The 25090-nt window shown below is 68.2% G+C and carries 24 protein-coding genes; 13 read left to right on the top strand and 11 right to left on the bottom strand.

Going from position 1 to position 25090, the window contains the following annotated elements:
- Positions 1-86 precede the first annotated feature (86 nt).
- Genes ACMX37_RS09280 through ACMX37_RS09265 form a run of 4 tightly spaced genes read left to right on the top strand, consistent with a single transcriptional unit; the run spans position 87 to position 4391 of the window.
- Entirely contained in the window at positions 87-1595 is a 1509-nt protein-coding gene (locus ACMX37_RS09280; protein WP_483145656.1) for an efflux transporter outer membrane subunit, read from the top strand.
- Positions 1579-2685: an HlyD family secretion protein gene (locus tag ACMX37_RS09275; protein WP_483145655.1), complete on the top strand. Its 1107-nt coding sequence runs from the start codon at positions 1579-1581 to the stop codon at positions 2683-2685. The genes ACMX37_RS09280 and ACMX37_RS09275 overlap by 17 nt, the downstream gene beginning before the upstream one ends.
- Positions 2675-3727 (top strand): DUF2955 domain-containing protein, encoded by a 1053-nt coding sequence (locus ACMX37_RS09270; protein ID WP_483145654.1) that lies wholly within the window; start codon positions 2675-2677, stop codon positions 3725-3727. The genes ACMX37_RS09275 and ACMX37_RS09270 overlap by 11 nt, the downstream gene beginning before the upstream one ends.
- Before the next feature lie 7 nt (positions 3728-3734).
- Positions 3735-4391: a MarC family protein gene (locus ACMX37_RS09265; protein ID WP_483145653.1), complete on the top strand. Its 657-nt coding sequence runs from the start codon at positions 3735-3737 to the stop codon at positions 4389-4391.
- Positions 4392-4398: 7 nt separating this feature from the next.
- Here ACMX37_RS09265 and ACMX37_RS09260 read toward each other — a convergent pair whose 3' ends face one another.
- The 5 genes from ACMX37_RS09260 to ACMX37_RS09240 form a co-directional block, all read right to left on the bottom strand.
- On the bottom strand, positions 4399-6204 hold the full coding sequence (locus ACMX37_RS09260; RefSeq protein ID WP_483145652.1) for a DEAD/DEAH box helicase: 1806 nt from the start codon (positions 6202-6204) through the stop codon (positions 4399-4401).
- A 182-nt stretch (positions 6205-6386) separates the two neighbouring features.
- A complete protein-coding gene (locus ACMX37_RS09255; RefSeq protein WP_483145651.1) occupies positions 6387-8102 on the bottom strand; it encodes a cation:proton antiporter in 1716 nt (571 codons plus the stop codon).
- Between the two features lie 104 nt (positions 8103-8206).
- Positions 8207-8851 carry a class I SAM-dependent methyltransferase gene (locus ACMX37_RS09250; RefSeq protein WP_483145650.1) on the bottom strand — a complete coding sequence of 215 codons (645 nt, stop codon included), beginning with the start codon at positions 8849-8851 and terminating at the stop codon, positions 8207-8209.
- Positions 8851-10065, bottom strand: a complete 1215-nt coding sequence (locus ACMX37_RS09245) for a BtaA family protein (RefSeq protein ID WP_483145649.1) — start codon at positions 10063-10065, stop codon at positions 8851-8853. The genes ACMX37_RS09250 and ACMX37_RS09245 overlap by 1 nt, the downstream gene beginning before the upstream one ends.
- A gap of 78 nt (positions 10066-10143) precedes the next feature.
- Complete coding sequence (locus ACMX37_RS09240; RefSeq protein ID WP_483145648.1) at positions 10144-11106, bottom strand: threonine ammonia-lyase; 963 nt, start codon at positions 11104-11106, stop codon at positions 10144-10146.
- Between the two features lie 69 nt (positions 11107-11175).
- Here ACMX37_RS09240 and ACMX37_RS09235 point away from each other — a divergent pair, with 69 nt between their 5' ends.
- The 5 genes from ACMX37_RS09235 to ACMX37_RS09215 all read left to right on the top strand — a co-directional run bounded on the left by ACMX37_RS09235 (position 11176) and on the right by ACMX37_RS09215 (position 15640).
- Complete coding sequence (locus tag ACMX37_RS09235) at positions 11176-12402, top strand: saccharopine dehydrogenase family protein (protein WP_483145647.1); 1227 nt, start codon at positions 11176-11178, stop codon at positions 12400-12402.
- 62 nt (positions 12403-12464) lie between these two features.
- The gene (locus ACMX37_RS09230; protein WP_483145646.1) at positions 12465-12851 is read left to right on the top strand and encodes a GxxExxY protein; all 387 of its coding nucleotides are present in this window, start codon (positions 12465-12467) and stop codon (positions 12849-12851) included.
- 161 nt (positions 12852-13012) lie between these two features.
- A complete protein-coding gene (locus ACMX37_RS09225) occupies positions 13013-13894 on the top strand; it encodes a peptidyl-alpha-hydroxyglycine alpha-amidating lyase family protein (protein WP_483145645.1) in 882 nt (293 codons plus the stop codon).
- A 2-nt stretch (positions 13895-13896) separates the two neighbouring features.
- A complete protein-coding gene (locus ACMX37_RS09220) occupies positions 13897-15090 on the top strand; it encodes a carboxynorspermidine decarboxylase (protein WP_483145644.1) in 1194 nt (397 codons plus the stop codon).
- Between the two features lie 37 nt (positions 15091-15127).
- Positions 15128-15640 (top strand): type III secretion system chaperone family protein, encoded by a 513-nt coding sequence (locus tag ACMX37_RS09215; protein WP_483145643.1) that lies wholly within the window; start codon positions 15128-15130, stop codon positions 15638-15640.
- Here the strand turns inward: ACMX37_RS09215 and ACMX37_RS09210 are convergent.
- Positions 15637-16632 (bottom strand): DUF3137 domain-containing protein, encoded by a 996-nt coding sequence (locus ACMX37_RS09210; RefSeq protein ID WP_483145642.1) that lies wholly within the window; start codon positions 16630-16632, stop codon positions 15637-15639. The genes ACMX37_RS09215 and ACMX37_RS09210 overlap by 4 nt on opposite strands.
- Positions 16633-16691: 59 nt before the next feature.
- On the opposite strand from ACMX37_RS09210, the gene ACMX37_RS09205 reads away from it, so the two are divergent.
- The 4 genes from ACMX37_RS09205 (at position 16692) to ACMX37_RS09190 (ending at position 20953) form a co-directional block, all read left to right on the top strand.
- Positions 16692-17279, top strand: coding sequence for a LemA family protein (locus ACMX37_RS09205; RefSeq protein ID WP_483145641.1), 588 nt, complete (start codon positions 16692-16694; stop codon positions 17277-17279).
- A gap of 214 nt (positions 17280-17493) precedes the next feature.
- Complete coding sequence (locus tag ACMX37_RS09200) at positions 17494-18699, top strand: type III PLP-dependent enzyme domain-containing protein (protein WP_483145640.1); 1206 nt, start codon at positions 17494-17496, stop codon at positions 18697-18699.
- Between the two features lie 129 nt (positions 18700-18828).
- Positions 18829-19875 carry a phosphotransferase family protein gene (locus tag ACMX37_RS09195; RefSeq protein WP_483145639.1) on the top strand — a complete coding sequence of 349 codons (1047 nt, stop codon included), beginning with the start codon at positions 18829-18831 and terminating at the stop codon, positions 19873-19875.
- Between the two features lie 4 nt (positions 19876-19879).
- A complete protein-coding gene (locus ACMX37_RS09190) occupies positions 19880-20953 on the top strand; it encodes an Rv3169 family protein (RefSeq protein ID WP_483145638.1) in 1074 nt (357 codons plus the stop codon).
- A 19-nt stretch (positions 20954-20972) separates the two neighbouring features.
- On the opposite strand, the gene ACMX37_RS09185 is transcribed toward ACMX37_RS09190, so the two are convergent.
- From ACMX37_RS09185 to ACMX37_RS09165, 5 genes are all read right to left on the bottom strand, one after another.
- Positions 20973-21491, bottom strand: coding sequence for a pyridoxamine 5'-phosphate oxidase family protein (locus tag ACMX37_RS09185; RefSeq protein WP_483145637.1), 519 nt, complete (start codon positions 21489-21491; stop codon positions 20973-20975).
- 56 nt (positions 21492-21547) lie between these two features.
- On the bottom strand, positions 21548-22729 hold the full coding sequence (locus ACMX37_RS09180; RefSeq protein ID WP_483145636.1) for an acetyl-CoA C-acyltransferase: 1182 nt from the start codon (positions 22727-22729) through the stop codon (positions 21548-21550).
- A gap of 94 nt (positions 22730-22823) precedes the next feature.
- Complete coding sequence (locus tag ACMX37_RS09175; protein WP_483145635.1) at positions 22824-23273, bottom strand: MaoC family dehydratase; 450 nt, start codon at positions 23271-23273, stop codon at positions 22824-22826.
- 112 nt (positions 23274-23385) lie between these two features.
- Positions 23386-24768, bottom strand: coding sequence for a DUF5935 domain-containing protein (locus tag ACMX37_RS09170; RefSeq protein ID WP_483148389.1), 1383 nt, complete (start codon positions 24766-24768; stop codon positions 23386-23388).
- 10 nt (positions 24769-24778) lie between these two features.
- Complete coding sequence (locus ACMX37_RS09165; protein ID WP_483145634.1) at positions 24779-25018, bottom strand: hypothetical protein; 240 nt, start codon at positions 25016-25018, stop codon at positions 24779-24781.
- Between the last annotated feature and the right edge of the window lie 72 nt (positions 25019-25090).

Genomic DNA, 25090 nt, shown 5'->3' with positions numbered 1-25090 from the left:
GCCTGGGGCTTTCGCGCAACACCCGCTTGATCGGCGGTGCCATGCCGATAAGGTGGCGCAGGGCAATGATAATCTGGGGGCAAAGGGTGGCAAGACCGGTCTGGGCACTGGTGCCGGCGCTGGCGCTGCTTTCGGGCTGCGCGACGCTCGGCCCGGATTTCGCCCTTCCCGACGAAGACCGCTGGGCCGAGGACTGGCGCAGCGAAGCGCTTGTCCGGCTGCCGCAGGCGCCCGCGCCGGCTGCCCTGTGGTGGGAGCAGTTCGACGACCCGGCCCTCAGCGCCATCGTCGCTGCCGCCGAGGCGGGCAACAACAACGCCAAAATCGCCGGCCTCAGGGTGCTCGAGGCGCGCGCGCAGCTTGCCGGGGCCGAGGCGCTGCGCCTGCCGCAGCTGGTGAGCGGGACCGCCGGTGCCGGCTATGCCGCCGCGCCGCGCGGGCCGCTTGCGGTCGGCGATGCCGATTTCCTGTTCGGCAATGTCGGCGCGCAGGTCGGCTGGGAGCTCGACCTTTGGGGCCGCTTCCGCCGCGCCATCGAGGGTGCCGAGGCGCTGTGGCTCGAAAGCGAGGCGACGCGGCTCGACGTGCTCGTCATCGTCCGGGCCGAGGCGGCGCGGCTCTACCTCCAGCACCGCACGCTCGAGGAGCGCCTCGCGGTGATCCGCGACAATGCCGAGCTGCAGAAACGCAATGTCGCGATCACCGGGACGCTGTTCCGCGAAGGCGCGGCGAACGAGCTCGATCTACAGCAGGCCAAGGCCCAGCTGCTCGCCACCGAGGCGGCCATTCCGGCGCTCGAGGCGGCGATCCTCCAGACCCGCAACGCGCTGTGCGTGGTGCTGGGCAGGGCGCCCGGCGAGGTGCCGGAACTGGCCCTGTCGTCGCCGCGCCTGCCTGTCGTTCCCGAAGCGATCGCCGTCGAGGTGCCCGCCGACCTGCTGGTCCGCCGCCCCGATGTGCGGGCGGCCGCCTTTCGCGCTGCGGCCCAATCGACCCGCATCGGGCTGGCCAAGGCCGAGCTCTATCCTGCACTGTCCTTCGGCGGGTCCTTCCAGCTGACCCGCACCAGCCCTTCGATCGGCAACGGGATCGACCTCGGCATCGGCCCCGCTATCCGCTGGAACGTCTTCGATTTCGGGCGCATCCGGGCCGATGTCCGGGTGCAGGACGCCCGCTTTGAACAGGCCGTCTTCGCCTATCGCGACAAGGTGCTGCAGGCCGCCGCCGAAGTCGACAATGGCGCGATTGCCTTCGCCAAGGACCGGCAGGAGGACGCCCGCCTCGCCGAAGCCCGGCAGACTGCGCGGCGCGCGCTCGATCTGGCGAACCTGCTCTACCGCGAGGGCATGATCGATTTCCAGCGCGTGCTCGAGGCGCAGACGACGCTGCTGCAACAGGAGGAACGGCTCGTCGCCAACCGCGGCGAGATCGCGATCAGCCTCGTGCAGCTCTACAAGGCGCTCGGCGGCGGGTGGGTGGCGCCGGCCAGCGCCGATCCGGTCGATCCCGCCGCGCGCGAGCGGATGCGGGCGCGGACCGACTGGGGCAGGCTGCTCGACATTGCGCAAGGGGACGGCGATGACACAGAACGATGATGCGCCCGAAGCGGCCAAGCCCGCGCGCCCGGGCCTTGCGGCGCGGATCCTGCTGGTGGTGCTGGCGGTGCTGCTGGGACTGCATCTTCTCGGCGACCGCCTCACCCCCTTCACCTCGCAGGCGCGGGTCCATGCACGGGTGGTGCCGATCGCGAGCGAGGTTGGCGGACGGATCGAGGCGATCCATGTCCGCAACGACCAGATCGTGAAGCCCGGCGACCCGCTGTTCACGCTCGACGACAGCAGCTTCCTGATCGGGGTCGAGAAGGCCGAGGCCGATGTCTCGGCGACCATGCGCGAACTGGCGGCGCAGGATGCGGCGATCGACCTCGCGCTCTCGCAGCGGCGCATCGCGCTCGAGGAAAAGCGCAAGGCCGATCTCGACTGGGCGCGCCACCAGCGCATCCGCGCAGAGGATGCAGGCGCGATCTCGGAGCGGCGGATGGAACTTGCCCGGGCGAGCGCGATCGAGGCCGCGGCGCGGGTGGCGGCTGCCGATGCGCAGGTCGCGCAGGCGCGCGCGGCGCGCGGCCCCACCAGCGATGCCAACGACCGGCTCATCGCGGCGCGCAGTGCGCTCGCCAAGGCCGAGCTCGACCGCACCCGCACCACCGTGCGCGCGCCCGGACCCGGCGTCATCACCGACCTCAAGATCGAGCGCGGCCAGGTCGCCAATCCGGGCAGCCCGATCATGAGCTTCATCAGCCTCAACGACGGCTGGGTCACCGCCGACATGACCGAGAACAACCTCGGCCTGATCCGCCCCGGCGCACGGGCCGAGATCGTGCTCGACGCGCTGCCGGGACAGGTGATCACAGGCAAGGTCCGCTCGGTCGGCTACGGCGTGGCGAGCGGCGGGCGCAGCCAGCCGGGCGGCCTCACCGAGGTCGGCAACAACCGCGATTTCCTGCGCCAGTCGCAACGCTTTCCGGTGATCATCGACTTCGAGCGGCTCGATCCGGCCACCCTGCGCCAGCTGCGCGAGGGCGGGCAGGCGGACGTCATCGTCTATGCGGGCGAGAACACCGTGATGGACGCGCTCGGGAGCCTCTACATCCGCGCGATGGCCTGGGCCTCCTATGCCTATTGAGCGCGAGCGGCGCGCGACCTTGCGGTTTGCCGCCGGACTCGCGCTGGCGGCGCTGATCGGCTGGGGGCGGGGCGGGCCCTTCGCCTATGTCCTGCCTTTGCTGGCGCTGCTGCTGCTCGCCCCCGGCACGCCGCCGCCGGCGCCGCGCCAGGCGCTCGCGCTGCTGGTGATTACCGGCCTGTCCTGCATCTGGGGGCTGCTGCTCACGCCGCTCCTGACCTATGCGCCGCCTGCCGGTATGGCGGTGATCCTCGCCGGCGTCGCGCTGTCGTCCTTTCTCGCGGGGATGAGACCGGGGCTGGCGGTGCCGCTCAAGCTGTTCATCGTCGGCAACACGCTGATCGCGGTGGTGGCCTTCCATTCGCAGGCGCTCGCGCAGTTCGTGGCGGTGCAGATGGGCGTCGACATCGTGCTGGCGGTGGCGATCGCATGGGTGGTGGCGGTGCTGCTGCCCGACCGCCGCGACGAGCCCGCGCCGGTGCCCCTGCCGGTCCCCGAACCGCTGGCGGCCCCGGCCGCGGGCTGGGTGGGGCTGCGTTCGGCGCTGGTAATGGTGCTGCCGGTGGTGCTCGCGCTGCAGAACCCAGGCCTGTTCCTGATGACGCTGATGAACGGCGCGCAGCTTGCCCAGCAGCCCGATGCGCAGCGCCTCCACCAGAACGCGCTGGCGATCGTCACCAGCACGGCGGCCGGCGGCGCGATGGCGCTCGGCTTCTGGTGGGTGCTCGGCTTGTGGCCCGCTCTCCCGCTGCTGGTCGGCGGGATCGCGCTGGCGGCGCTTGTCACAGGGCCGTGGCTGCACGGTCCCGCCGCCAGCGAGACGAGCCGCCAATGGTGGCCGCCGGCGCTCTCGACGATGATCCTGGTTCTCGGAAGCACGGTCGCCGACAGCGACATGGGCACCGACATCCAGGTTCTGACCATCCGCCGCATCGCGGTGATGCTGGCGCTGGCGCTGCTAGCCGCGGTGCTGGTGCAGGGGCTCGACACATGGCGGACGCGCAGTTTCGCCAGACGACAAAAAACTGGGGCAATGGGGTAAAACAATCATGCAATTCAGCGATCTGCTGGTGATCCTTCTGATCACCGCCGGGGCCACCAAGGCGGCCGCCTTCTTCGTGGCCCAGGCCCGCGACATGAGCCGGCCGGAAAAGCTCACCGTGGTCACCCGCGCGCTCGCGATCCAGGCCGTGGTGCTCGGGATCTTCGCCCTGCGCGGCGAGAACATCCTCGACTTCTTCCACGTCTCGGTTGCCGCGCTCGAGGTGGCGGGCGGGCTGGTGCTGCTGCTCTTCGCGCTCCAGCTGGTGCTGGGCGAGGATCACGGCGACGAGCACGGTCCGCCGCCGGGGGTCAGCATGGCGGTCTACCCGCTGGGGATGCCGCTGCTGGCCTCGCCGCAGTCGATCGTCGCGGTGACCATCGCCTCGACCCGGATCAACGAGGCCGGCGGGAGCACGGGACCGCTGTGGCTGGCGCTGGCCATCGTCCTCGGGCTGAATGCCGCGATCCTTTACGGGATCGTCTTCCTCGGCGGGCGCAAGCAGCGCACCGAGGGCGGCTTCTCGGTCGCGCCGGTGCTGCTGCGCGTGGTTGCGCTGCTGCTGTGCGCGCTGGCGATCGAGATCATGGCGCTGGGGCTGCGCGGCTACGGCGTGCTCCCGCCGATGCCCGCAGCACAGCCGCAGGCCGCCGCCACCCACTAGCCCCCGGTCACGAGGGCCTGTGCCGGTGCCCTTGCGGGCGGCCGGCGCCGGGCTTGCGGCTGCGGTGCGGCTTGCCACCGGGCGCGCCGGAGGACGAGGCGGGGCGGTGCGGCTTGCGAGCGGCGCCCTGACCCACGGGCTTCGCCTTGACGAAACCCGCATCGGCATTGCTGCGCGAGGGACGGCGCTGGCGGTTGCTGCGCGCCACCTCGCGCGGGCCGGTGTCCGACCGGGCGATCGCCAGCGCGGCTTCCTCGCCCTCGGCCTCGCCGGTGCGCGCCGCGGCGGCGGCGAAGCGGTCGGCGATGGCGCGCGGAATCTGCACGAAGGTCTCGTGCTGGCCGATCCGGATCGCGCCGATCTCGCCGCGGGTGACATGGCCGCGGCGGCACAGCAGCGGCAGGATCCAGCGCGGATCGGCATTGTCGGCGCGGCCGACGTCGAGCCGGAACCACACCGTGTCCTCGAAGCCGGGGCGGTGATGCTCCTTGCCGGGCTCGCGGGTGACGGCGGTGAGCTCCTCCGGCTCGGGCAGGCGCGCGCGGTGGGTGCGCACCAGCATCGCGGCGATCTCCTCGGCTGGACGCTCGGCGAGCAGTCGCGCGGCGAGTTCGCGGTCGGCCTCGTCAGCCTCGACCGGCGCGAGCAGCCGCGCGAGCAGGCGCTCCCGGTCGCGTTCGAGGATCGCCTCGCGGTCGGGCACCTCCTGCCATTCGGCCTCGATCCGGGCGTGGCGCAGCATCGATTCGACCCGCCGCCGCCGCGCGAAGGGCACGATCAGCACCGCGACGCCCTTGCGCCCCGCGCGGCCCGTGCGGCCCGAACGGTGCTGGAGCGTTTCGGCATCGCGCGGGATCTCGACATGGATCACGAGGCTGAGGCTCGGCAGGTCGATGCCGCGCGCGGCGACATCGGTGGCGACGCAGACCCGCGCGCGGCGGTCGCGCAGCGCCTGGAGCGCCTGGTTGCGCTCGCCCTGCGAATGCTCGCCCGACAGCGCCACGACCGCAAAGCCGCGCTCCTGCAGGATGGCGTGGAGATGGCGCACATTGTCGCGCGTGGCGCAGAACAGGATCGCGGTCTCGGCCTCGTGGAAACGCAGCAGGTTGACCACCGCGTGCTCGATCTCGGTGGGCGGGACGGTGACGGCCTGGTAGGCGATGTCGCCGTGGCCGCGTCCCTCGGCGATGGTCGCGATGCGCAGCGCATCGTCCTGGTAGCGGCGGGCGAGCGCCTCGATCGGGCGCGGCATGGTGGCCGAGAACAGCAGCGTCCGGCGCCCGGGCGGGGTGGCATCGAGGATCGCCTCGAGCTCCTCGCGAAAGCCCATGTCGAGCATCTCGTCGGCCTCGTCGAGCACCGCCACCGCAAGCTGCGACAGGTCGAGCGCGCCGCGTTCCAAATGGTCGCGCAGGCGTCCCGGGGTGCCGACCACGATCGCCGGGCCCTGTTGCAGCGCGCGGCGCTCGGCCGAGGGGTTCATGCCGCCCACGCAGGTCGCGATCCGCGCGCCGGTGCGGCCATAGAGCCAGTCGAGCTCGCGGCTGACCTGCAGCGCCAGTTCGCGGGTGGGGGCGATCACCAGCGCGCGCGGGCTGCCGCCGGGCGCGATCCGCTCGCCGCCTTCGAGCAGTTCGGCCGCCATCGCGAGACCGAAGGCGACGGTCTTGCCCGAGCCGGTCTGGGCCGAAACCAGCAGGTCGCGCCCGGCCGCCTCGGGCCGCAGCACCTCGGCCTGAACCGGGGTGGCGGCGGCATAGCCGCGTTCGGCAAGCGCGGCTTCGAGCGGGGCGGGCAGGGCGGGGAATGTCATCGTCGGGGGCTCGTCTTCAGGAAATGCGCCGATGCGGCGCGGCGAACGCGGCTCGGGGGGAGCATGGCATCCGGCAGGAAGGGGGGCAGAGCCTGAGCGGCTGTGCGGGGGCGGTTCGCGCGCCCATACGCCAAAAGGCGGCATCGCGCTCGCGAAAAATGCGCAGGGGGCGCAGCGCGGGCTTATTGCCCGTCCGTGCGAGCCTCGTCGCCCTCGGGCGCCGCCGTGTCCCCCTCGTCGTCGGCGATGCGTTTCGCGACGGTCTCGGCGATGGTGCCGAAAGGGTCGAGCACGAGATCCGCCCCGGCAGCCTCGAACATCGCGACATCGGCGGCGTCGAAGGCGGTCATCGCCAGCTTGCCCTCGTAGCCTTCCATGTCGAGCACCTTCAGCAGGGTCCGGCGCGGGTCGGGTTCGTTGAGATTGGGGCCATGGTCCTTCAGCGCCGAGATGATCCATCGCGCCGTCGGCAGCGGCAGGCCGGCGAGATATTCGGGATCGCCGACATCGCCATAGAGCGCGTCGATGCCGCGCTCCTGCCATGAGCGCACGGTCGCCGGGTCGTGATCGACCCCGAGCAGCCGCACCCCGCGTGCCGTCAGCCTCTCGGCGATCATCCCGCCGGGTCCGCCGAGGCCGAACAGGATCGCCTCTGGCGGCGCGTCGTCCTCCTCGCGCTCGTCCTTCTTCTCCTGCTTGGGGTCGGCGCGCTCGAAGGGGCCGAGCCAGGGCTCGAACAGCGGATAGAGGTGGTGGGAATAGGTGATCATGTAGGTCGAGGCGGCGATGGTGATCAGCCCGACCAGCGTGACGAGGCCGAGCTCGCTTTCGGTCACGTGCCCCAGCGTCACCCCCATGCCGATGAAGATCAGCGAGAATTCGCTGATCTGCGCGACCGTCAGCCCGGCGAGAAATCCGGTGCGCTTGCGGTAGCCCAGAAGGCCCATGATCGTCAGCACGATCAACGGGTTGCCGATAAGCACGAAGGCCGAGAACACCAGCGCCGCGCCGACATTCTCGCCGAGGATGTCGAGCTCCAGCTGGGTGCCGAGCACGAGGAAGAAGAACAGCAGCAGGAAATCGCGCAAGGTCGCCAGCCGCGAGGCGATGGTATCGCGGTAGGGGGTCGAGGCCAGCGCCGCCCCGGCGAGCAGGCCGCCGATCTCCAGCCCCAGCCCGAGATATTCCCCCAGCGCCGCGAACAGCGCGGCAAGGCCGAGCGAGAACAGGATCAGCAGTTCCTGGCTCTCGGCGAGGATGCGCGTCACCGGGGTCGCGGCGAAGCGGATGATGAGGATCACCACGCCGACGAGGATCGCGCCCGCGGTCAGCGCGCCGGTAACGGACAGCCCCTCTCCCTCCGCGGCGGCGCCGACGCCGATGGTCGACAGCACCACCATCGACAGCACGACGACGATGTCCTGCACGATGAGGAAGCCCAGGGCGACCTTGCCGTGAAGGTCCTCGAGCTCGCGCTTGTCGCTCAGCAGCTTGACGATGATGATCGTGCTCGAGAAGGTCAGGGCAACGGCGATGTAGAGGCTCGCGACGGTGTCGAAGCCGAGGGCGAGGGCGATCAGGAAGCCGAAGCCCGAGGTGAACAGCACCTGCCCCAGCCCGGTGGTCAGCGACACCAGCCCGAGCGAGCGCACGAGGCGGTAATCGAGCTTGAGCCCGACGAGGAACAGCAGCACCGCGATCCCGAGGTCGGACAGCAGTTCGAGCGGCCCTTCCGAGCGCGCCAGCCCGAGCACCGAGGGGCCGGCGATGATCCCGACGATGATGTAGCTTACCACCAGCGGCTGCTTGAGCAGGTGGCCGGCAAGGCCGACCACGCCGGCAAGGATGAGGAGGCTGGAAAACTCGGTGAAGAGCGATCCGGTCAGGAATTCGAGCAAGGCAGGCTCTCCGCTGGGAGGAGAGCAAACCTGCGGGGCGGGAGGAATGTTGCTGTAACTCGCCGAGTGGGGCGGGAAATCGGCTGAACGACCCGGCGGGCGGGCTAGCGCGAGTTCAGCACGTGGAGCTGGTAGTAGCCGAGCGGCCCGCGGGTGCTGGCAAGGCTCAGGCCGCGCGCGGCGGCGATGCGGGCGGCGGCTTCGGGCAGGGCGGTGCGCGGTTCGACGTGGAACTTCGCCAGCCACGCCGTGAGCAGGTTCTGCAACGGACCGGGAAGCCCCTGAAGGTCGCCGAAATCCACCACATGGAGCGATCCGCCCGGCGCGAGCTTGTCCGCGGCGTGATCGAGCGCGCCCTGCCAGTCGGGGATCATCGAGAGCGAATAGGACAGCACGATCCGCTCGAAGGCGGGCTCGCCGAGCAGCGCCTGCGGATCGAAGGCGCAGGCATCGCCCTCGCCCAGCCGCGCCTCGACGCCCAGCGCGGCGCGCGCGCTCTTGAGCATTTCCGAGGAGATATCAAGGCCGTAGAGCCGCACCCCCGGCCAGGCCCTGCCGACCTTGGCAAGGTTGCGCCCCGTGCCGCAGGCGACCTCCAGCACCCCCATCCCCGGCCGCGCGGCCAGCCCCGCGATCAGGGTGTCGCGCCCGAACAGGTAATACTTGCGCGTGAAATCATAGATGTGGCGCTGGCCCCGATAGACCTCGTCCATCAGCGCGGCGTGCGAGGGGCGGGGAGAGGACGCCATCACGCCAGCTCGTAGACGTGGACGCCGCCGTAGATCGACGAGCGGTCGCGGCGGGTGAGATCGGCGGAGACCTCGTCGAGATAGCGCCATTTCGAGAGGATCGCATCGTCGAGCCGTCCCGGCAGCAGGCTGGGCTCGGCGGCGGTGCGGAACAGCACCCGCGCGCCGGGGCGGCTGGCGCGGGTGATGCGGTTCCACAGCCCGTCAAGTTGCTGGTTGTTCATCCAGTCCTGCGCGTCGAGCAGCACGAAGCGGTCCATGCTCGCTTCCTCGCGGCCGCCGATCCAGTCGACCATGTTGGCGCGAGTGACATCGAGCCGGTCGATCCGCTCGCGCATCGCCTCCCAGTTGGCGCGCTGGAGATAGGGGGGAAGGGCGGCGTTCTCCGAGCGGTTGTAGCCGCGCCCGAATGCCTGCCAGGCGAAGTAGTTGTCCTTGACTTCGAAATCGCAGGCGAGCTTTTCCAGCCGGCGGCGCAGCACCTCGGCCATGCGTTCGTCGCCCGCAAGATGCTCGAACTGCGCAGGCGGGATGCCGAGGCCGAAGAGCGAGGCGGGCTGGTCGGTCAGCCAGCGGATGAACTTTTTCTCGAAGACCGGGGCAAGCTCGCGCTCGAACACCGCGCGCTGTTCCTCCAGCGTCTGGGCTTCGAGCAGCTTGGCGAGGTCGATCTTGTAAAGCTTGGCAAAGACGTGCGCCAGGCCGATGAAATTGCCCAGCAATCCCTGCCGGTAGATTCCTGAAGTGAAGTAGCTGATGCGCCGCCGCCCGCGGATGTCGCGTTTTTCCCAATAGGCGCGGCTTTCCGCGTCGAGATGGGGGGCGATCATCGTCCGGTAGACCTCGGCATTCTCCTTGTGGTCGGCATGGGCGAAGAAGCGGTGGAACCGCTCGTAATTGGGCAGGTGCCGGATCGCCGCGATCTTGAGACGCCCAAGCGCCACATGGGCGCGGTTGAGATCGACCGCCGTCACGCTCCCGGGGCTCGCGGTGAGATAGGACAGTGCGTTGCACGAGCCCGAGGCGATGCACATCACCCGGCTGTCGGGCTGGATCGCGAGGCCCTCCATGTCGACCACCGGGTCTTCCCAGATCTGGGCATAGACCAGACCCTTGAAGGCGAGCGCGAAGGCCCTGTCGAGCAGCTTGTCGCCGACCTTTGCATCCTTGCGGACCACCGCGTCTTCGATGATCCGCTTTGCCTGGGTAGCCATGGGGGAGGAGCGTCCTTACGTTACGTCAAGCGCTTGTCGTATTCGGCTCGCGTTTCGTCAATGTGACGGTTTCCACAGCTATCCGCTGGCCGCGATCGTGGCGGCATAGGCGGCCGGGTCGGCATTGCCGCCGGTGATCATGATGACGGTGCCCGCATCGACCGGCACCTTCCCCGCCAGCGCCGCCGCCAGCGCCGCCGCGCCGCCGGGTTCGACCACCAGCCTGAGGTTGGCGAAGGCGAAACGCTGGGCGCTGCGCACCTCCTCGTCGGTCACGGTGACGCCCGGCTCGGCGCGGCCCGAAAGGACGGCAAGGTTGATCGGCTTGGTGACGGTCGGCTGGAGCGCGTCGCAGATGGTCCTGGGCGCGTCGGGCGCTGCGTGGACCAGCTCGCCACTCGCCATCGCCTGACCGACCATGTCCCAGCCCAGGGGTTCGACCGGGTGGATCGCGCTCGTCGGCGCACCGAGCGAGAGGCCCGCCGCCAGCCCGCCGCCACCGCAGCAGGCGACGATCCGCGACGGCGCGCGGCCCAGTTGTGCAGCGATTTCAACGGCTGCGCTGCCCTGACCTTCGATCACCCACGGGTCGCCGAAGGCGTGGACGAGGGTGCCGCCGCGTTCGGCAATCAGCTTCGCCGCCACTTCGTCGCGGTCCTCTCCGGGACGCTGGTAAAGTACCACCTCGGCCCCCAGTGCCCGGGTATTGGCGAGTTTCACCGCGGGCGCGTCATGCGGCATGACGATGGTCGCAGCGATGCCGAGCCGCCGCGCAGACCATGCAACGCCCTGCGCATGATTGCCCGACGACACCGCGACGACCCCGCCACGCCGCTCCGCTTCCGACAGGTTCGACAGCCGCCACCACGCACCCCTGATCTTGAACGATCCGATGGGCTGGAGATTGTCGGCCTTGACCCAGGCCCGCACCCCGTCGAACTCCACCGGCAGCAGCGGGGTCGGGGGCAGGATCGCGGCCACCGCGGCGGCGGCGGCGTGCACGCCTTCGGTGGTGGGCATTCTGACATCGGGCTGGATCATTTGTCCCCTGCTCTGCGTTGCATTAAGGGCGTGCGCAAGATTCGCATCGCTTCACGAAAGGTTCCTATCATGTCGGCAGCAAAGTCCAGCACCGTCCTTGTCATCGGTGCGGGCGGGGTGAGTTCGGTGTGCGTCCACAAGATGGCGTTCAACCCCGACATCTTCCCCGAAATCCACCTCGCCAGCCGCACCAAGGCCAAGTGCGACGCGATCGCCAGGAGCGTCAAGGAACGCTGCGGGCGCGATATCGCCACCTACGAGATCGACGCCGAGGAAGTGCCGGCGATGGTCAACCTGATCCGCAAGACCGGCGCAGGTCTGGTGGTCAACCTCGCGCTCCCCTATCAGGACCTGCCCATCATGGACGCGTGCCTCGAGGCCGGTGTCGACTACCTGGACACCGCGAACTACGAGCCCAAGGACGAGGCCAAGTTCGAGTACAAGTGGCAGTGGGCCTATCACGAGCGTTACAAGGATGCAGGGCTCATGGCGCTGCTGGGGTCGGGCTTCGATCCGGGCGTCACCAGCGTCTTCACCATGTGGCTCAAGAAGCACAAGCTCAAGACCATCCGCCAGTTGGATATCCTCGACTGCAACGGCGGCGACCACGGCCAGCATTTCGCCACCAACTTCAACCCGGAAATCAACATCCGCGAAGTGACCGCGCCCGCGCGCCACTGGGAGAACGGGGAGTGGGTGGAAACCCCCGCCATGTCGAACAAGGTCGCCTTCGACTTCGAGGCGGTCGGCCCCAAGAACATGTACCTGATGTATCACGAGGAGCTCGAAAGCCTCGCGAAGTTCGTCCCCGAGCTGGAGCGCGCCCGCTTCTGGATGACCTTCGGGGACCAGTACATCACCCACCTGACAGTCCTGCAGAACGTCGGCATGACCTCGATCGAGCCGGTCAAGTACCAGGGTCGCGACATCATCCCGCTGCAATTCCTCGCCGCCGTTCTCCCCAAGCCCGAAACGCTGGGCGAGACCACCAAGGGCAACACCAATATCGGCGTGATCGCGACCGGCGAGGCGCTCGACGGCAGCGGCGAGAAGACGTTCTACATCAAGAACATCTGCAGCCACGAGGCGGCCTATGAAGAGACCGGCAACCAGGCGGTCAGCTACACCACCGGCGTGCCCGCCATGATCGGCGCGGCGATGATGGTGCAGGGCCACTGGCAGGGCGAGGGCGTGTTCAACATCGAACAGCTCGATCCCGATCCCTTCATGGCGATGCTGAACGAACACGGGTTGCCGTGGACGGTCGAGGAAATGGCCGGGCCGGTGGAGTTCTGATAGAGTTAAGGGGGTTTCACGCAGAGGCGCAGAGGAAGCAGAGGCGCGGAGGGGGTGTGCTCGTGGATATTGATCACATCTCCGCTGCCGTCGTTGATGAAGCCATTGCGATCCATCGCGAGCTTGGCCCCGGTCTGTTCGAGAGTGTTTATGAAGCCGTCCTTGCAGGACGTCTTGAAGCACGCGGCTTCGAAGTCGTCCGGCAGTTTCCGGTTCCGCTGATTTTCGACGGGCAGACATTTGACCCCGCATTCCGGGTCGATATTCTCGTCAATCAGAGTCTAGTTCTGGAGATCAAGGCGACCGACCAGCTCAGCAAAGCACACGCCAAACAATTGCTGACCTACCTTAGATTGCTCAAACAGCCCGTAGGGCTGCTGCTCAATTTCTCGCAAGAAACGATGAGGGACGGCATTCGCCGCGTCGTGAACGATTACCGCCCGCACTGATCCTCTGCGCCTCTGCTTCCTCTGCGCCTCTGCGTGAAACAACAAAAGGCACCAGTTTCCGGATGCGATCGATACGTCATTTTGAAGTAAGGCTGAGCGCGATTGCAGCAGCCGTTATTGCGCTTGCGGCCTGTGATGCTTTCGCGCCGCCGTCCCAGGATGTGCCCACGCTGGCGGTCGACACCGGCTGGCCGACGATCCCGGCGGGCGCGACATTCGGGGAGGTCAGCGCGGTCGATATCGATGCGCAAGGCAATGTCTGGGTGCTTCACCGCGCCGGGCGCAAGTGGGAGGAGCCGTTCCCCGTCGAGCCGATCGCCGACCCCACCGTGTTCAAGTTCGCGCCCGACGGCACCCTGCTCGCCAAGTGGGGCGCGGGGCTGTTCGTCATGCCGCACGGCATCTCGATCGACCCCGAGGGCAAGGTCTGGATCACCGATGTCGCGCATGAACAGGTGTTCCGCTTCAGCCCCGAAGGCCAATTGGAACTCACGCTTGGCGAGAGGGGCGTCACCCGTCAGGACGCGGGCCATTTCGGCCGCCCTGCCGACGTCGCCTTCTTGCCCGGCCGCGTGCTGGTCGCGGATGGCTACGTCAACACCCGCATCGCCGAGTTCTCGCCCGAAGGACCGTTCATCCGCGACTGGGGCGCGTTCGACATCGCCCACGCCGTCGCCGTGGACGACACCCGCATCTACGTCGCCGACCGCGAGAATGCGCGCATCCAGATCTTCGACCATGGCGGAAAGCTGGTCGAAAGCCGCGTCTCGGCGGCGGGCAACCACACCTACAGCCTCAAGCCGCTCGCCGGAGGGCGGCTGCTCGCGGTCGAGGGGCGCGACGGGGCCGACCGCAAGGGCGCGGTGATCCGCCTCTATGCCGAGGACGGCACGATCGAAGCCAGCCACGACATCAGCCTGCCCGGCAAGGATGCAAGCCTCGGTCACGACCTTGCGATAGGGCCGGACGGTCATATCTACGTCACCGACGTGGCCGGCGGCCGCGTGGTGCGTTTCTCTCTCCCCAGCAAGTCGGACAAATAGCCATGCAGACCAAGGCCGGTGATCCGGGCGCCTTTGCCCATTTCGATCTGTCGCGCGTCGACAGCCCCGCCTTCGTGGTCGATGCCGCGAAGCTGCGCGCCAATTGCCGGACGCTGGCCGCTGTGCGCGATGCGGCGGCGGCGGACGGGGGCGACATTCGCGTGTTCGCCGCATTGAAGGCGTTCAGCATGTGGTCGGCGGCGCCCATCATCGGCGAATATCTCGACGGCGTGTCGACCTCGGGCCTGTGGGAAGCGCGCCTCGCCTCGGAGTTCTACGACGGCGAGATCGCCACATACTCCGCCGCCTTCAAGCCCGAGGAGCTGGAGGAGATCTGCCGGCTTTCGGATCACGTGATCTTCAACTCGCCCTACCAGCTTGCACGCGCCCGGCTGATCCTCGAACAGGCCGCAGCCAATGGCGCGCCCGTCAGCGTGGGCCTGCGCATCAATCCGCAGGTGCCCACCGGCGAGGTCGCGAAATACGACCCCTCGGCGCCCGGATCGCGGCTCGGCTTCCCGCTCGACCAGCTCACCGAGGAGCACATGGAGGGCGTCGAGGGCATCCACTTCCACAACCTGTGCGAACAGGATTTCGAGCCGCTGAAGGCCACCTGGGACCGCGTGTTCGACGTGATCGAGCCGTATTTCGACCAGCTCAAGTGGATCAACATGGGCGGCGGCCATCACATCACGCGGGCCGATTACCAGCGCGAGGAACTGGTCGAGTTCCTCAAGGATGCGGCCGAAGACACCGGCTGCCAGATCATCCTCGAACCCGGCGAGGCGGTGGCGCTCGATGCCGGGATTCTGGTCGGCACGCTGCTCGACACCCATTTCAACGAGATGCCCGTCGGCATCACCGATATCTCGGCAACCTGCCACATGCCCGATGTGCTGGAGGCGCCCTATCGCCCGGCGATGCTGGGCGAGCTGACCGATCCCGACCTGATCCCGATCCGCCTCGGCGGGCCTTCGTGCCTCGCGGGCGACGTGATCGGCGATTACCGCCTGCCGGTCGCCGCCGAACCCGGCGCGCGTTTCGCCTTTCTCGACCAGGCGCATTACTCGATGGTCAAGACCAACACCTTCAACGGCGTCGCGCTGCCGAGCATCTGGATGTGGGACTCAGAGACCGACGCGCTCGACTGCATCAAGCGCTTCGACTACGAGGATTTCCGGGATCGGCTGAGCTGAGGCGCAGGGCCCGCGGGTGGGCGCAAGGGGGAGACGCATGAGGATTATCGGGGCTGTCGCTGCAGCGGTGTTCGCCGCAACGCCGCTTGCGGCGCAGGACTATGCGGCCGGACGGGTGGTGAAATCGGTCGGCCAGGCCGATCTGCTCGCGCTGGTCGGCTCGCTCGGCCATCAGGTCAAGGAAGAGGGCGAGGCGGGCGAGGTCTTTATCGCCGCCGAGGATGCCGACGGCGTTACCTATCTCCTCTACGGTACCGCCTGCGAGGTCAACGGGGTGAGCGGCTGCCAGGGCGTGATGATGCAGGTGCGCTTCGATCTGCCCGCGACCACCACCTTCGAGAGCCTCGCCAAGGCCAATCTCGAACAGGCCGCGATCAACACCTGGGCCGATTTCGAGCGCAGGACGCTGGGCTTCACCCGCTATGTCGTGCTCGATCACGGGGTGACGATGGCCAATATCCGCGAGAACGTGAACGTGATGCTGGCGATCGTCGCGGAGGTCTACCCGATCGCGGCAGGCGAGCCCGAAAGGCCCGCGCCCGGCGTCTAGAGCCTGCCCGCCGGTTGCGGGTCGGCGCGCAGCACGCGCCCGCGCTCGTTCTGGTTGATCGCCAGCGCCAGACCCGCCAGCGCCCCGAACTGGCGCGCGGCGCGCTCCGCCTTCTCGCGGTCCTTGCCCTCGTCCATCCCGCCGCTCTCGAACAGGTCGTCCGCCTCGAGCGCGACGATCACCTCGCCGCCCGCGAACAGCGCCCGCAGCTCGCGTGCGCCGAAGGCGCTCTCGAGACGCAGCAGGTGCTCGACATAGGCGGGGTGGACCAGCACCCGCGCCTCGACCTGATCGTCGGAAAAGAGCGCGAAGGTCTCGCCGAAGGCCGGGTGCACCTGGTCGACGCGCTCGAGCCGCTTGCCCCCCATCGCGACATGATCGCTCATCCCGCCGAGCCCGAGCCACTTGCGGTGCTTGCCCGCGCGTTCGAGCAGGGTGGTGGAGCGGAAGGGGCGGCCGAAGGCCATGCGGATCAGCGGGCCGCGGAACACCGTCACCCAGCGCTGGTGCTTGCCCGATCCGCGCCGCTCCTCGAGATGGCATTCGTAGAGTTCGAAGGCATGGCCCTCGAGCGTGCCGTGCCAGCGATCCTCGAAGGTCGAGCGGTCGAAGCCGGGGACCAGCCCGAAGGTGCGCGCCGCGGCGAATTCGGGGCCGGGGGTGACCTCGTGCTCGTAGGCGAGGCCATAGGCCGCGGCGATCGCGGAATTGATGCCGATCTTGATCGCCTGCTTGGCCGCGGCGATCGGCACATAGCCCCACCACGCAGCCCCTCCGATACCTCCGATCGTGAGCAGCGGGGCGAGGGCGGTCTTGGCCGCGGGGCTGAACCACACGAAGGCGAGCACCGGCATCAGGATCGCCGCGCTCCAGACCCAGCGGCTTGTCGCCTTCTCCTTCGCCTCGGCGCGCATCGCCCCCTGTCCGGCGAGCCAGTCTTCCAGCCCGCCGGCCATGAGCGTGTCGATGTCCGTTTGCGCCGTCCCCGTCATTTCGTCCAACCTAGCGTGTCTCTCTTAACATTTGTGCTTTATCCTGTGCGGCCTTGGCAATGGAGACACGCGTCGTGATCGAGATTTTCGGCTGGTTCTGGACTTCGGCAATCGTGGTTATCGCGGTGGCGGTGGTGCTGCTGCTGATCGGCATCTACAACAAGCTGGTGCGCCTTAGGCAGGGCGTGCGGCAGGGCGTGGCCGACATCGACGCACAGCTGCGCCAGCGCCACGATCTGATCCCCAACCTCGTCGAGACCGTGAAGGGCTATGCGGGGCACGAATCCGCGACGCTCGAGGCGGTGATCGCGGCGCGCAATGCTGCGGCTGCTGGGGCCCCCTCCGCCGGGAGCGAGGCGCAGCTTCGCGGCGCGCTCGACAATCTGCTGGCGCTGGGCGAGGCCTATCCCGATCTCAAGGCCTCGGCGAACTTCCAGTCGCTCCAGCACGAACTCGCCGATGTCGAGGACAAGCTGGCCGCCGCCCGCCGCGCGCTCAACGCCGCGGTCGCGCGCTTCAATGCCGCGCGCGAATCCTTCCCCGCGGTGCTCTTTGCCGGACTGCTCGGATTCGCCGAGGCGGACTTCCACCGCCTCGACGCGAGCGAGCAGGGCCGGGTCGACCAGACCCCGAAAGTCGCCTTCTGACGCGGGAAAAATCCAGGCTTTTCCGTCACAATCCGGTCGTGTTTCCGGGGGTGTCTTCGTAAAGTAACATTTCGTCCCGGCGGGGTGCATTTTTCGATTGCATTTCCCCCCCCAAGCCCTATCTGCGCGCTTCCGCTGCCCCAAGGGGACTTCCAAACCGCAAGGCAGCTTGTCGTTTTATGGTTCAACAGAGCCGTTTTGGGGGTCCCTTGAGTTGCACATCTATCCCGACGCAAAGGCTGTAGTCCGCGACCTTCGTCCGGACGAACCCGTCATCCTCAACCGCCCGCACGCCGCGCGGCGCGCCGCCCGTTTCTTCGTCGAGAAGTTTCCGGGCAAGGTGCTCTATGCGGTGAAGGCGAACCCGGCACCCGACCTCATCCAGGTGCTGTGGGATTCGGGGATCACCCATTTCGACGTCGCCTCGATCACCGAGGTGCGGCTGGTGCGCGGCATCCTGCCGGAAGCGGTGCTGTGCTTCATGCATCCGGTGAAGACCCCGCAGGCGATCCGCGAGGCCTATTTCGAGCACGGCGTGCGCACCTTCAGCCTCGACACCTTCGAGGAGCTGGAGAAGATCATCGCCGCCTGCACCGATCCCGCGACCGGCGAGGCCCCCCGTGACCTGCGCCTGTGCGTGCGGTTGCGCGTGTCTTCGGAGTATTCCGAGCTGAGCCTCGCGTCGAAGTTCGGCTGCGACCTCATCGAAGCGCCCCAGCTGCTCCAGCAGGCCCGCCAGCATTGCGACTGGCTGGGCGTGTGCTTCCACGTCGGCAGCCAGGCGATGACCCCCTTCGCCTTCGTCCAGGCCCTCGACCGCACCCGTGCGGCGATTGCCGAGGCATCGGTCGTGATCGACATGATCGATGTCGGCGGGGGCTTCCCGAGCGCCTATCCGGGGCTCGAGCCGCCGCCGATGGAGGATTACTTCGCGATCATCGCCAAGCACTTCGAGAGCCTGCCGATCGCCTACAACGCCGAGCTGTGGTGCGAACCCGGCCGCGCGCTGTCGGCCGAGTATTCCTCGATGATCGTCCAGGTGAACAAGCGCCGCGGCGAGGAGCTCTACATCAACGACGGTGCCTACGGCGCCCTCTACGATGCCGCCCACGTCGCGTGGCGCTTTCCGGTGCGCGCGCTCGAGGACGACCTGATCGAGGAGGACGAGGACTTCGCCTTCTACGGGCCGACCTGCGACGATGCCGACTACATGAAGGGCCCCTTCGCGCTGCCCGCCGACATCCAGGCCGGTGACTACATCGAGATCGGGATGCTCGGGGCTTACGGCGCGGCGATGAAGACCGGCTTCAACGGCTACGGCAACGCGGTCGCTGTGACCGTGCAGGACGAGCCGATGATGAGCCTGTTCAACGGCACCCGCGTGCGCGAGGCGACCGACAACGTCGTGTCCTTGCGCTGATCTTCCGGCCGCCGCCCCGCTCGTGAAGGGCGGGGCGGCGCCTGCTTCCCCCTGTCGATTCTGCGCCTTTGCAACAAGCCCGTTGCCCGCCCGCGCCGCGCTGCTACCCTCCCGGCGGGAGAGGGACGAATGGACGGATTTCCGGCGCATCCGGATGCAATCACCGATGACTGGTGGCAGGCGGTTCTCGGCCGCGTGCCGGATGCCTGGCGCTGGGAGCCGATCGGCACCGGGCAGGTCGGCGATTCGGTGCGCTTCACCCTGCGTTTCGGTGCGGAGACGGTCACGCTCGCGGGCAAGTTTGCCGCCGCCGATCCCACCAGCCGCGCGACCGCCGCGATGCTCGGGCTCTATGCCAAGGAAGTGCGCTTCTACCGCGACATCGCTCCCGGGCTGGCGGTTCGCACCCCGCGCGTACTGTGCGCCGAAATCGCCGGAGACGGTGCAAGCTTCGTCCTGCTGTTCGAGGACCTCGGTCCGGCACGCGGCGGCAACCAGCTGGCCGGATGCTCGCTCGCCGAGGCGCGGCTCGTGGTCGAACAGGGCGCGGCGCTCCATGCGCCTAGCTGGCAGAATCCCGATATCCTCGACCTCGACTGGCTCCAGCCCAATCCCGCCGCCAATGCGCAGGTGAAGGCGCTCTACCCCCAGGCGCAGGCGATCTTCCGCGAACGCTATGCGGACGCGCTCGAACCCGAATACATGGCGCTGTGCGAGGAACTGGCGGAGATCACCGCTGCCACTGATCGCCACACCGAGAAGGTCAGCCTCGTCCACGGCGATTTCCGGCTCGATAACGTGCTGTTCGATATCAGGGGCGGGGCGGAGCCCATCGCGGTGCTCGACTGGCAGACGCTGACCATCGGCAACGGCCTCACCGATATCGGCTATTTCCTCGGCTGCGGGATTGGCGATGCGCTGCGCCGCGAGGCCGAGGGCGAGTTGCTCGATCTCTACTGCACCGCCATGACCGCGCGCGGCGTGCCCCTGACCCGCGAGGCGATCTGGGACGACTACGTCCTCGGCGCGCTCCACGGGGTCTCGACCGCCGTGTTCAGCAGCGCCTTCGTGGTGCGCACCGAGCGGGGCGACGCCAACTTCCTGTCGATGGCGCGCGGCGCCTGCGCGCTCGCCCGCCAGCACGGCAGCCTCGACCTTCTCAAGCGAAAGGGATGACGCGATGGTCCTGACCCGCGGCGACGATTACCCGATCCACCAGACCCCCGATCCGGTCGCCTATTCCGGCACCGACCGCAATTTCTACGACCGCTATTTCTTCAACGGCTATGCGCCCGACGGCAGCAGCTTCTTCGCGGTGGCCTTCGGGGTCTATCCGCATCTCGATGTTGCCGACGCACATTTCTGCGTGGTCAGGGACGGGGTGCAGCATTGCCTCCACGCCAGCCGCCGGCTCGGCATGGAGCGCATGGATCTGTCCTGCGGGCCGGTCCGGATCGAGGTGCTGGAGCCGCTCCAGCGACTGCGGGTGGTGGTGGAGGGGGAAGGGATCGCCGCCGATCTCACCTTCACAGGCCGCGCCTTCCCCATCGAGGAGCCGCGCTTCACCTGGCGCGTGGGGCCGCGCACGGTGATGGACTACACAAGGCTCACCCAGAACGGGCATTACGAGGGCTGGATCGAGGTCGACGGGGTGCGCGAGGCCTTGCCTGAAGGTAGCACCGGCACCCGCGACCGCAGCTGGGGCGTGCGGCCCATCGGCGCGGCCGATCCGCAGTTCGCCGGGAAAACCGTCCCGCAGTTCTTCTGGCAGTGGACCCCGGTCAACCTGCCGGGGCGGAGCCTGTTCTTCCATCTCAACGCCCATGCCGACGGCACCCCGTGGAACACCCGCGCGGTGATCGCGCCCGACGGGGCCGGGGCGGAGGCGTTCCGCGACGATCACGCGCCGGTGATGACGACGCGGCTCGAAGACGGCACCCGCTGGCCGGCATCGGGCGAATTGCAGGCGGACGGGGAGACCTTCCGGCTCACCCCGCTGTCGCGGTTCCAGATGCGTGGTCTGGGCTACACCTCGCCGAAGTGGGGCCACGGGCTCGATCACGGGCTGCTGGAGGTGGAGCGCGAGACCATCGTTCTCGCCGCCATCGACCCCGCGCGGCCCGACAATCTCCACGTGCAGATGCTCTGCCGGGTCGAGGGGCCGGGGGACGAGAGCGGGCTGGGCGTCTTCGAGCAGCTCGCCATCGGCGACTATGCGCCGCTCGGCCTCAGGGGGATGACGGGGCGGGAATGAGCCTCCCGCCCGCGCGCGGCTAGAGCTTCACCTCGGCGACCTTGTCCTTGTAGTCCTGCTTGGGATCGATGCCGATCAGCATCTTGATCCCCGCGACCAGCGAGGAGGCGTCGATCCAGATCTCGGCATCCTCGGGATCGAGGCGGATCAGCGCTATCTTCGGATCGTCCTTGCCCTCGTACCAGGCCGCGACGAAGCGGTTCCAGAGCCGGTCGATGGTGGCGCGGTCGCGGGTGGTGGACAGGCCGCCGTGGAGCGTTGCCCAGACATCGTGCCCCTTGGAGGCGAAATGCGCCATCGCACGGGGCTGCCCGCCGCCGGTCCCGGCCTGCTGGATCATCTGGTAGAGGTTGTTGTCGGTGGCGGTGAAGAACCACAGCGGGCCGTGGTATTCGCCATCCCTGTAAAGCTCGTCATCGAGCTGCGCGGTCATCGGACGGGCGTGGCCGTCCTCGCCCTCGGCCATGCCGAGGAACATCGTCATGTCGCTCTTGAGCGCCTTCCAGAACTTCGAACGGATCTCCGCGTCGGTCGCCATGCCTGTCTCCTTTGAATGGGACAGGCGCTAGCGCCGACGCGGATGAAAAGTTCCGTTTAGAAGACCTCGAAGAGACCGGCCGCACCCATGCCGCCGCCGACGCACATGGTGACGACGACATACTTGGCGCCGCGGCGCTTGCCCTCGATCAGCGCGTGGCCGGTGCAGCGCGCGCCGGTCATGCCGTAGGGGTGGCCGATCGAGATCGAGCCGCCGCTGACGTTCAGGATGTCATTGGGGATGCCGAGCTGGTCGCGGCAGTAGAGCACCTGCACCGCGAAGGCCTCGTTCAGTTCCCACAACCCGATGTCGTCCATCTTGAGGCCGGTCTGCTTGAGCAGCTTCGGGATCGCGAAGACCGGGCCGATGCCCATCTCGTCAGGCTCGGTGCCCGCGACCGCCATGCCGACATAGCGGCCGAGCGGCTGGAGCCCGCGCTGTTCGGCAAGCTTCGCTTCCATCAGCACCGCGGCCGAGGAACCGTCGGACAGCTGCGAGGCGTTGCCGGCGGTGATGTTCATGCCCGGGCCCATCACCGGCTGGAGGCTCTGGAGGCCTTCGAGGGTGGTCTCGGGACGGTTGCCCTCGTCCTTCGAAAGAGTGACTTCCTTCTGCGAGACTTCCTTCGTCTCCTTGTCGACCACGTTCATGGTCGCGGTGACGGTGACGATCTCCGCGTCGAAGCGCCCTTCGGCCTGCGCCTGCGCGGTGCGCTGCTGCGACTGGAGGGCGTATTCGTCCTGCGCCTCGCGGCTGATGTTATAGCGCTTGGCCACGGTCTCGGCGGTGCCGAGCATCGGCATGTAGACGTCCTTGTGCATCGCGATCAGCGAGCGGTCCGGCGAGACGCGCATCTCGGGGGTCTGCACCATCGAGATCGAGTCCTGACCGCCGCCGACGACGATGTCCATGTTGTCGACGATGATCTGCTTGGCCGCCGTCGCGATCGCCATCAGGCCCGAGGAGCACTGGCGGTCGATGGTCTGGGCCGAGACGGTCACCGGGCAGCCGGCGCGCAGGGCGACTTGGCGGCCGATATTGCCGGCCTGGGTGCCCTGGGTGAGGACCGCGCCCCACACCACGTCGTCGATCTGGCCGGCCTCGATCCCGGCGCGTTCGATCGCGGGGGCGAGGCTGAGCGCGCCGAGCGTGGCGCCGGGGGTGGCGTTGAAGGCGCCCTTGTAGGCGCGCCCGATCGGCGTGCGGGCGGTGGAGACGATGACGGCGTCACGTGCCATGATGATATTCCTTTTGAGAGAGGTGTCCCCCGCCGGCGCGGCGGGGGGACAGGTCATGCCGGGCGGCGCGGGGCAAGGGCCCGCACGGCCGCGATCACACGAAGAACTGCGTGATCCACTCGCAGATCAGGGCGGGCTTTTCCTCGCCTTCGATCTCGATGGTGATCTCGCAGGTTTGCTGCCACTGGCCGGGGCGCTTTTCGACCATCTCGACCAGCTTCCAGTGCCCGCGGATGCGCTTGCCGGCGCGCACGGGGGCGATGAAGCGGGTCTTGTTGCCGCCGTAGTTGACGCCCATCTTCACGCCGTCGACCCGCGGGGCACCGCCCTGCGCGCCGAGATAGGGGATCATCGACAAGGTCAGGAAGCCGTGGGCGATGGTGCCGCCGAAGGGGGTCATCTTCGCCATCTCTTCGTTGACGTGGATGAACTGGTGGTCACCGGTCGCCTCGGCGAACTGGTTGATGCGCTCCTGGCTCATCTCCACCCATTCGCTGGTGCCGATCGTTTCGCCGACCTTGGCGGCCAAATCCTGTGCGTTCATCGGGGCTCCTCCTTGTGTCCGTGCCGCCGCCCGATCCGGAGCGGGGCCGCTGTTGCGCGGGCTTCATGGCGCAACACAAGGGGGAGCGCAACGCCCCCAAAAGAGGCAGGGGCTATGCCGCTACGGCACCGCGCACCTTGCCAGCGGCCGCCGCCTTCCTCGAGGCGCTGCGCGCGAGCGCCGAGCGCGCCGAATCGATCCGCGCGCAATAGCTCGCAAGGCCCGTCTGGAGGCCGACCAGCATCAGCATCACCGGCTGGTGGGCGATCCCCTGGAAGGTCGCGCCCACAAGATAGATCAGCGCCCCCATCTGCAAGGCCGCCGCGAAGGGCGCGATCCAGCGTTCCGCCTCGTCCTCCACGCCCTTCCAGCGGCGCTGGATGCGTTCCATCTGCCACAGCCCCACCGCATGAAGCGCGAGCCAGATGAACAGCCCCGGCCAGCCCTGTTCGCCGAGCATCTCGAAGAACGAGGAATGGAAGGCGCGGCCCTCGTCGACCACCGGCTGGTAGGTGACGGTGGTGGTGTTCCCTTCGGTCTGCTTGACCGGCATGACATAGGTGAAGCGGTTGCCGCGGTAGGAATCGAACCCGCCGCCGAAGGGCTTCTCGGCGACGTAATCGAGCGTCCACTTCCACACCGCCACGCGGGTGGAGGCGCTCTCGTCGCCGCTCGGCTGGCCGAGGGTCGCCATGCGCTCGTAATAGGACTGGGGGAGGAAGGGCAGGGCGGCCAGACCCAGCAGGCCCGCGCCGGCGATGAACAGGAAGCGCCGTTTGGTGTAGCGCAGCATCAGCCCGGCCAGCGCGGCGATGCAGAGTAGGCCCGTGCGCGCCTCGGTGCCGATGGGGACGAGCAGGCAGGCGAAGGTCAGCGCCGCCGCGAAGGCGGTCACCATCCAGTGCGGGCGGAACACCGTTCCGTGGCGGGTGAACCACCAGATCATCGGGATCAGCCCGATCGCGACCGTGGCGAGGGTCGAGCTCTCGTAAATCCCCGAGTTGTCGTTGACGAAGAACTTGAGGTTCTCGTAGCCCCCGCCGCCCAGCACGGTCTTCATTCCCGTCCCGATCACGATGGTCGCGACCGACAGCACCAGCACCAGCGCCAGCGCCTCGATCCGCGCGCGGGTGGTGAGGGTGAAGGGCAGGAAGATCGCGAACAGCAGCGCCTTCCAAACCCATTCCCACTTGGTCTGCGCGTCCTCCGGGAAATCGGCGTTGCCGGTCGTCCAGAAGCAGTAGACCAGCAGCAGCAGCAGCAGCCCCTGCCTGAGGGAGAAGCGCGCGCCTTCCTTGCGGTCGAGCGCGACCCAGCCGCCGAAGGCCGCGGCAAAGGCGATCAGCGAGACCGGCAGGCTGGTGATCAGCGAATAGCCGATCCGCTGCGGCGCGAGGATGTCGATATAGACATAGAGCAGCACCCACAGGAACGGGCGCTTGAGACCGAGCACCAGAACGTAGCCGATGAAGGCGAGGAAGACGAGGTCGAGCATCTTTGTCGCGCTACCGCTGCGCTGCTTGAGCGCGGGGAGGGTCATCCGGCTCGGAGTTTTGCGAAGTTCCGGTCTTCTCGCGGCGCGCGGCGTTGCGGCCCGAGGGGCTTGCGGCCTTGCGGTTGCTGGTCGTCGTCTCGGTAATATCGCCGATCAGCGGATCGGCATCGAGGTCCGCCCGCAGCACCAGCCGCAGCAGGGCGATGGCCAGAAGGCCATGTCCGAGAGCGAGCGCGAGGTAATCGATCATGGTCCAGCCGTTCCGGTGCGGGGCAATGGCTCCGTTTACAGGTGGGCAGTTGACGGCGCGTTAAGCACGCCT

Source organism: Porphyrobacter sp. THAI-01a, from assembly GCF_056868655.1.
Note: the sequence above shows the minus strand (reverse complement) of the source record. Positions and strands in the feature narration are given on the sequence as shown.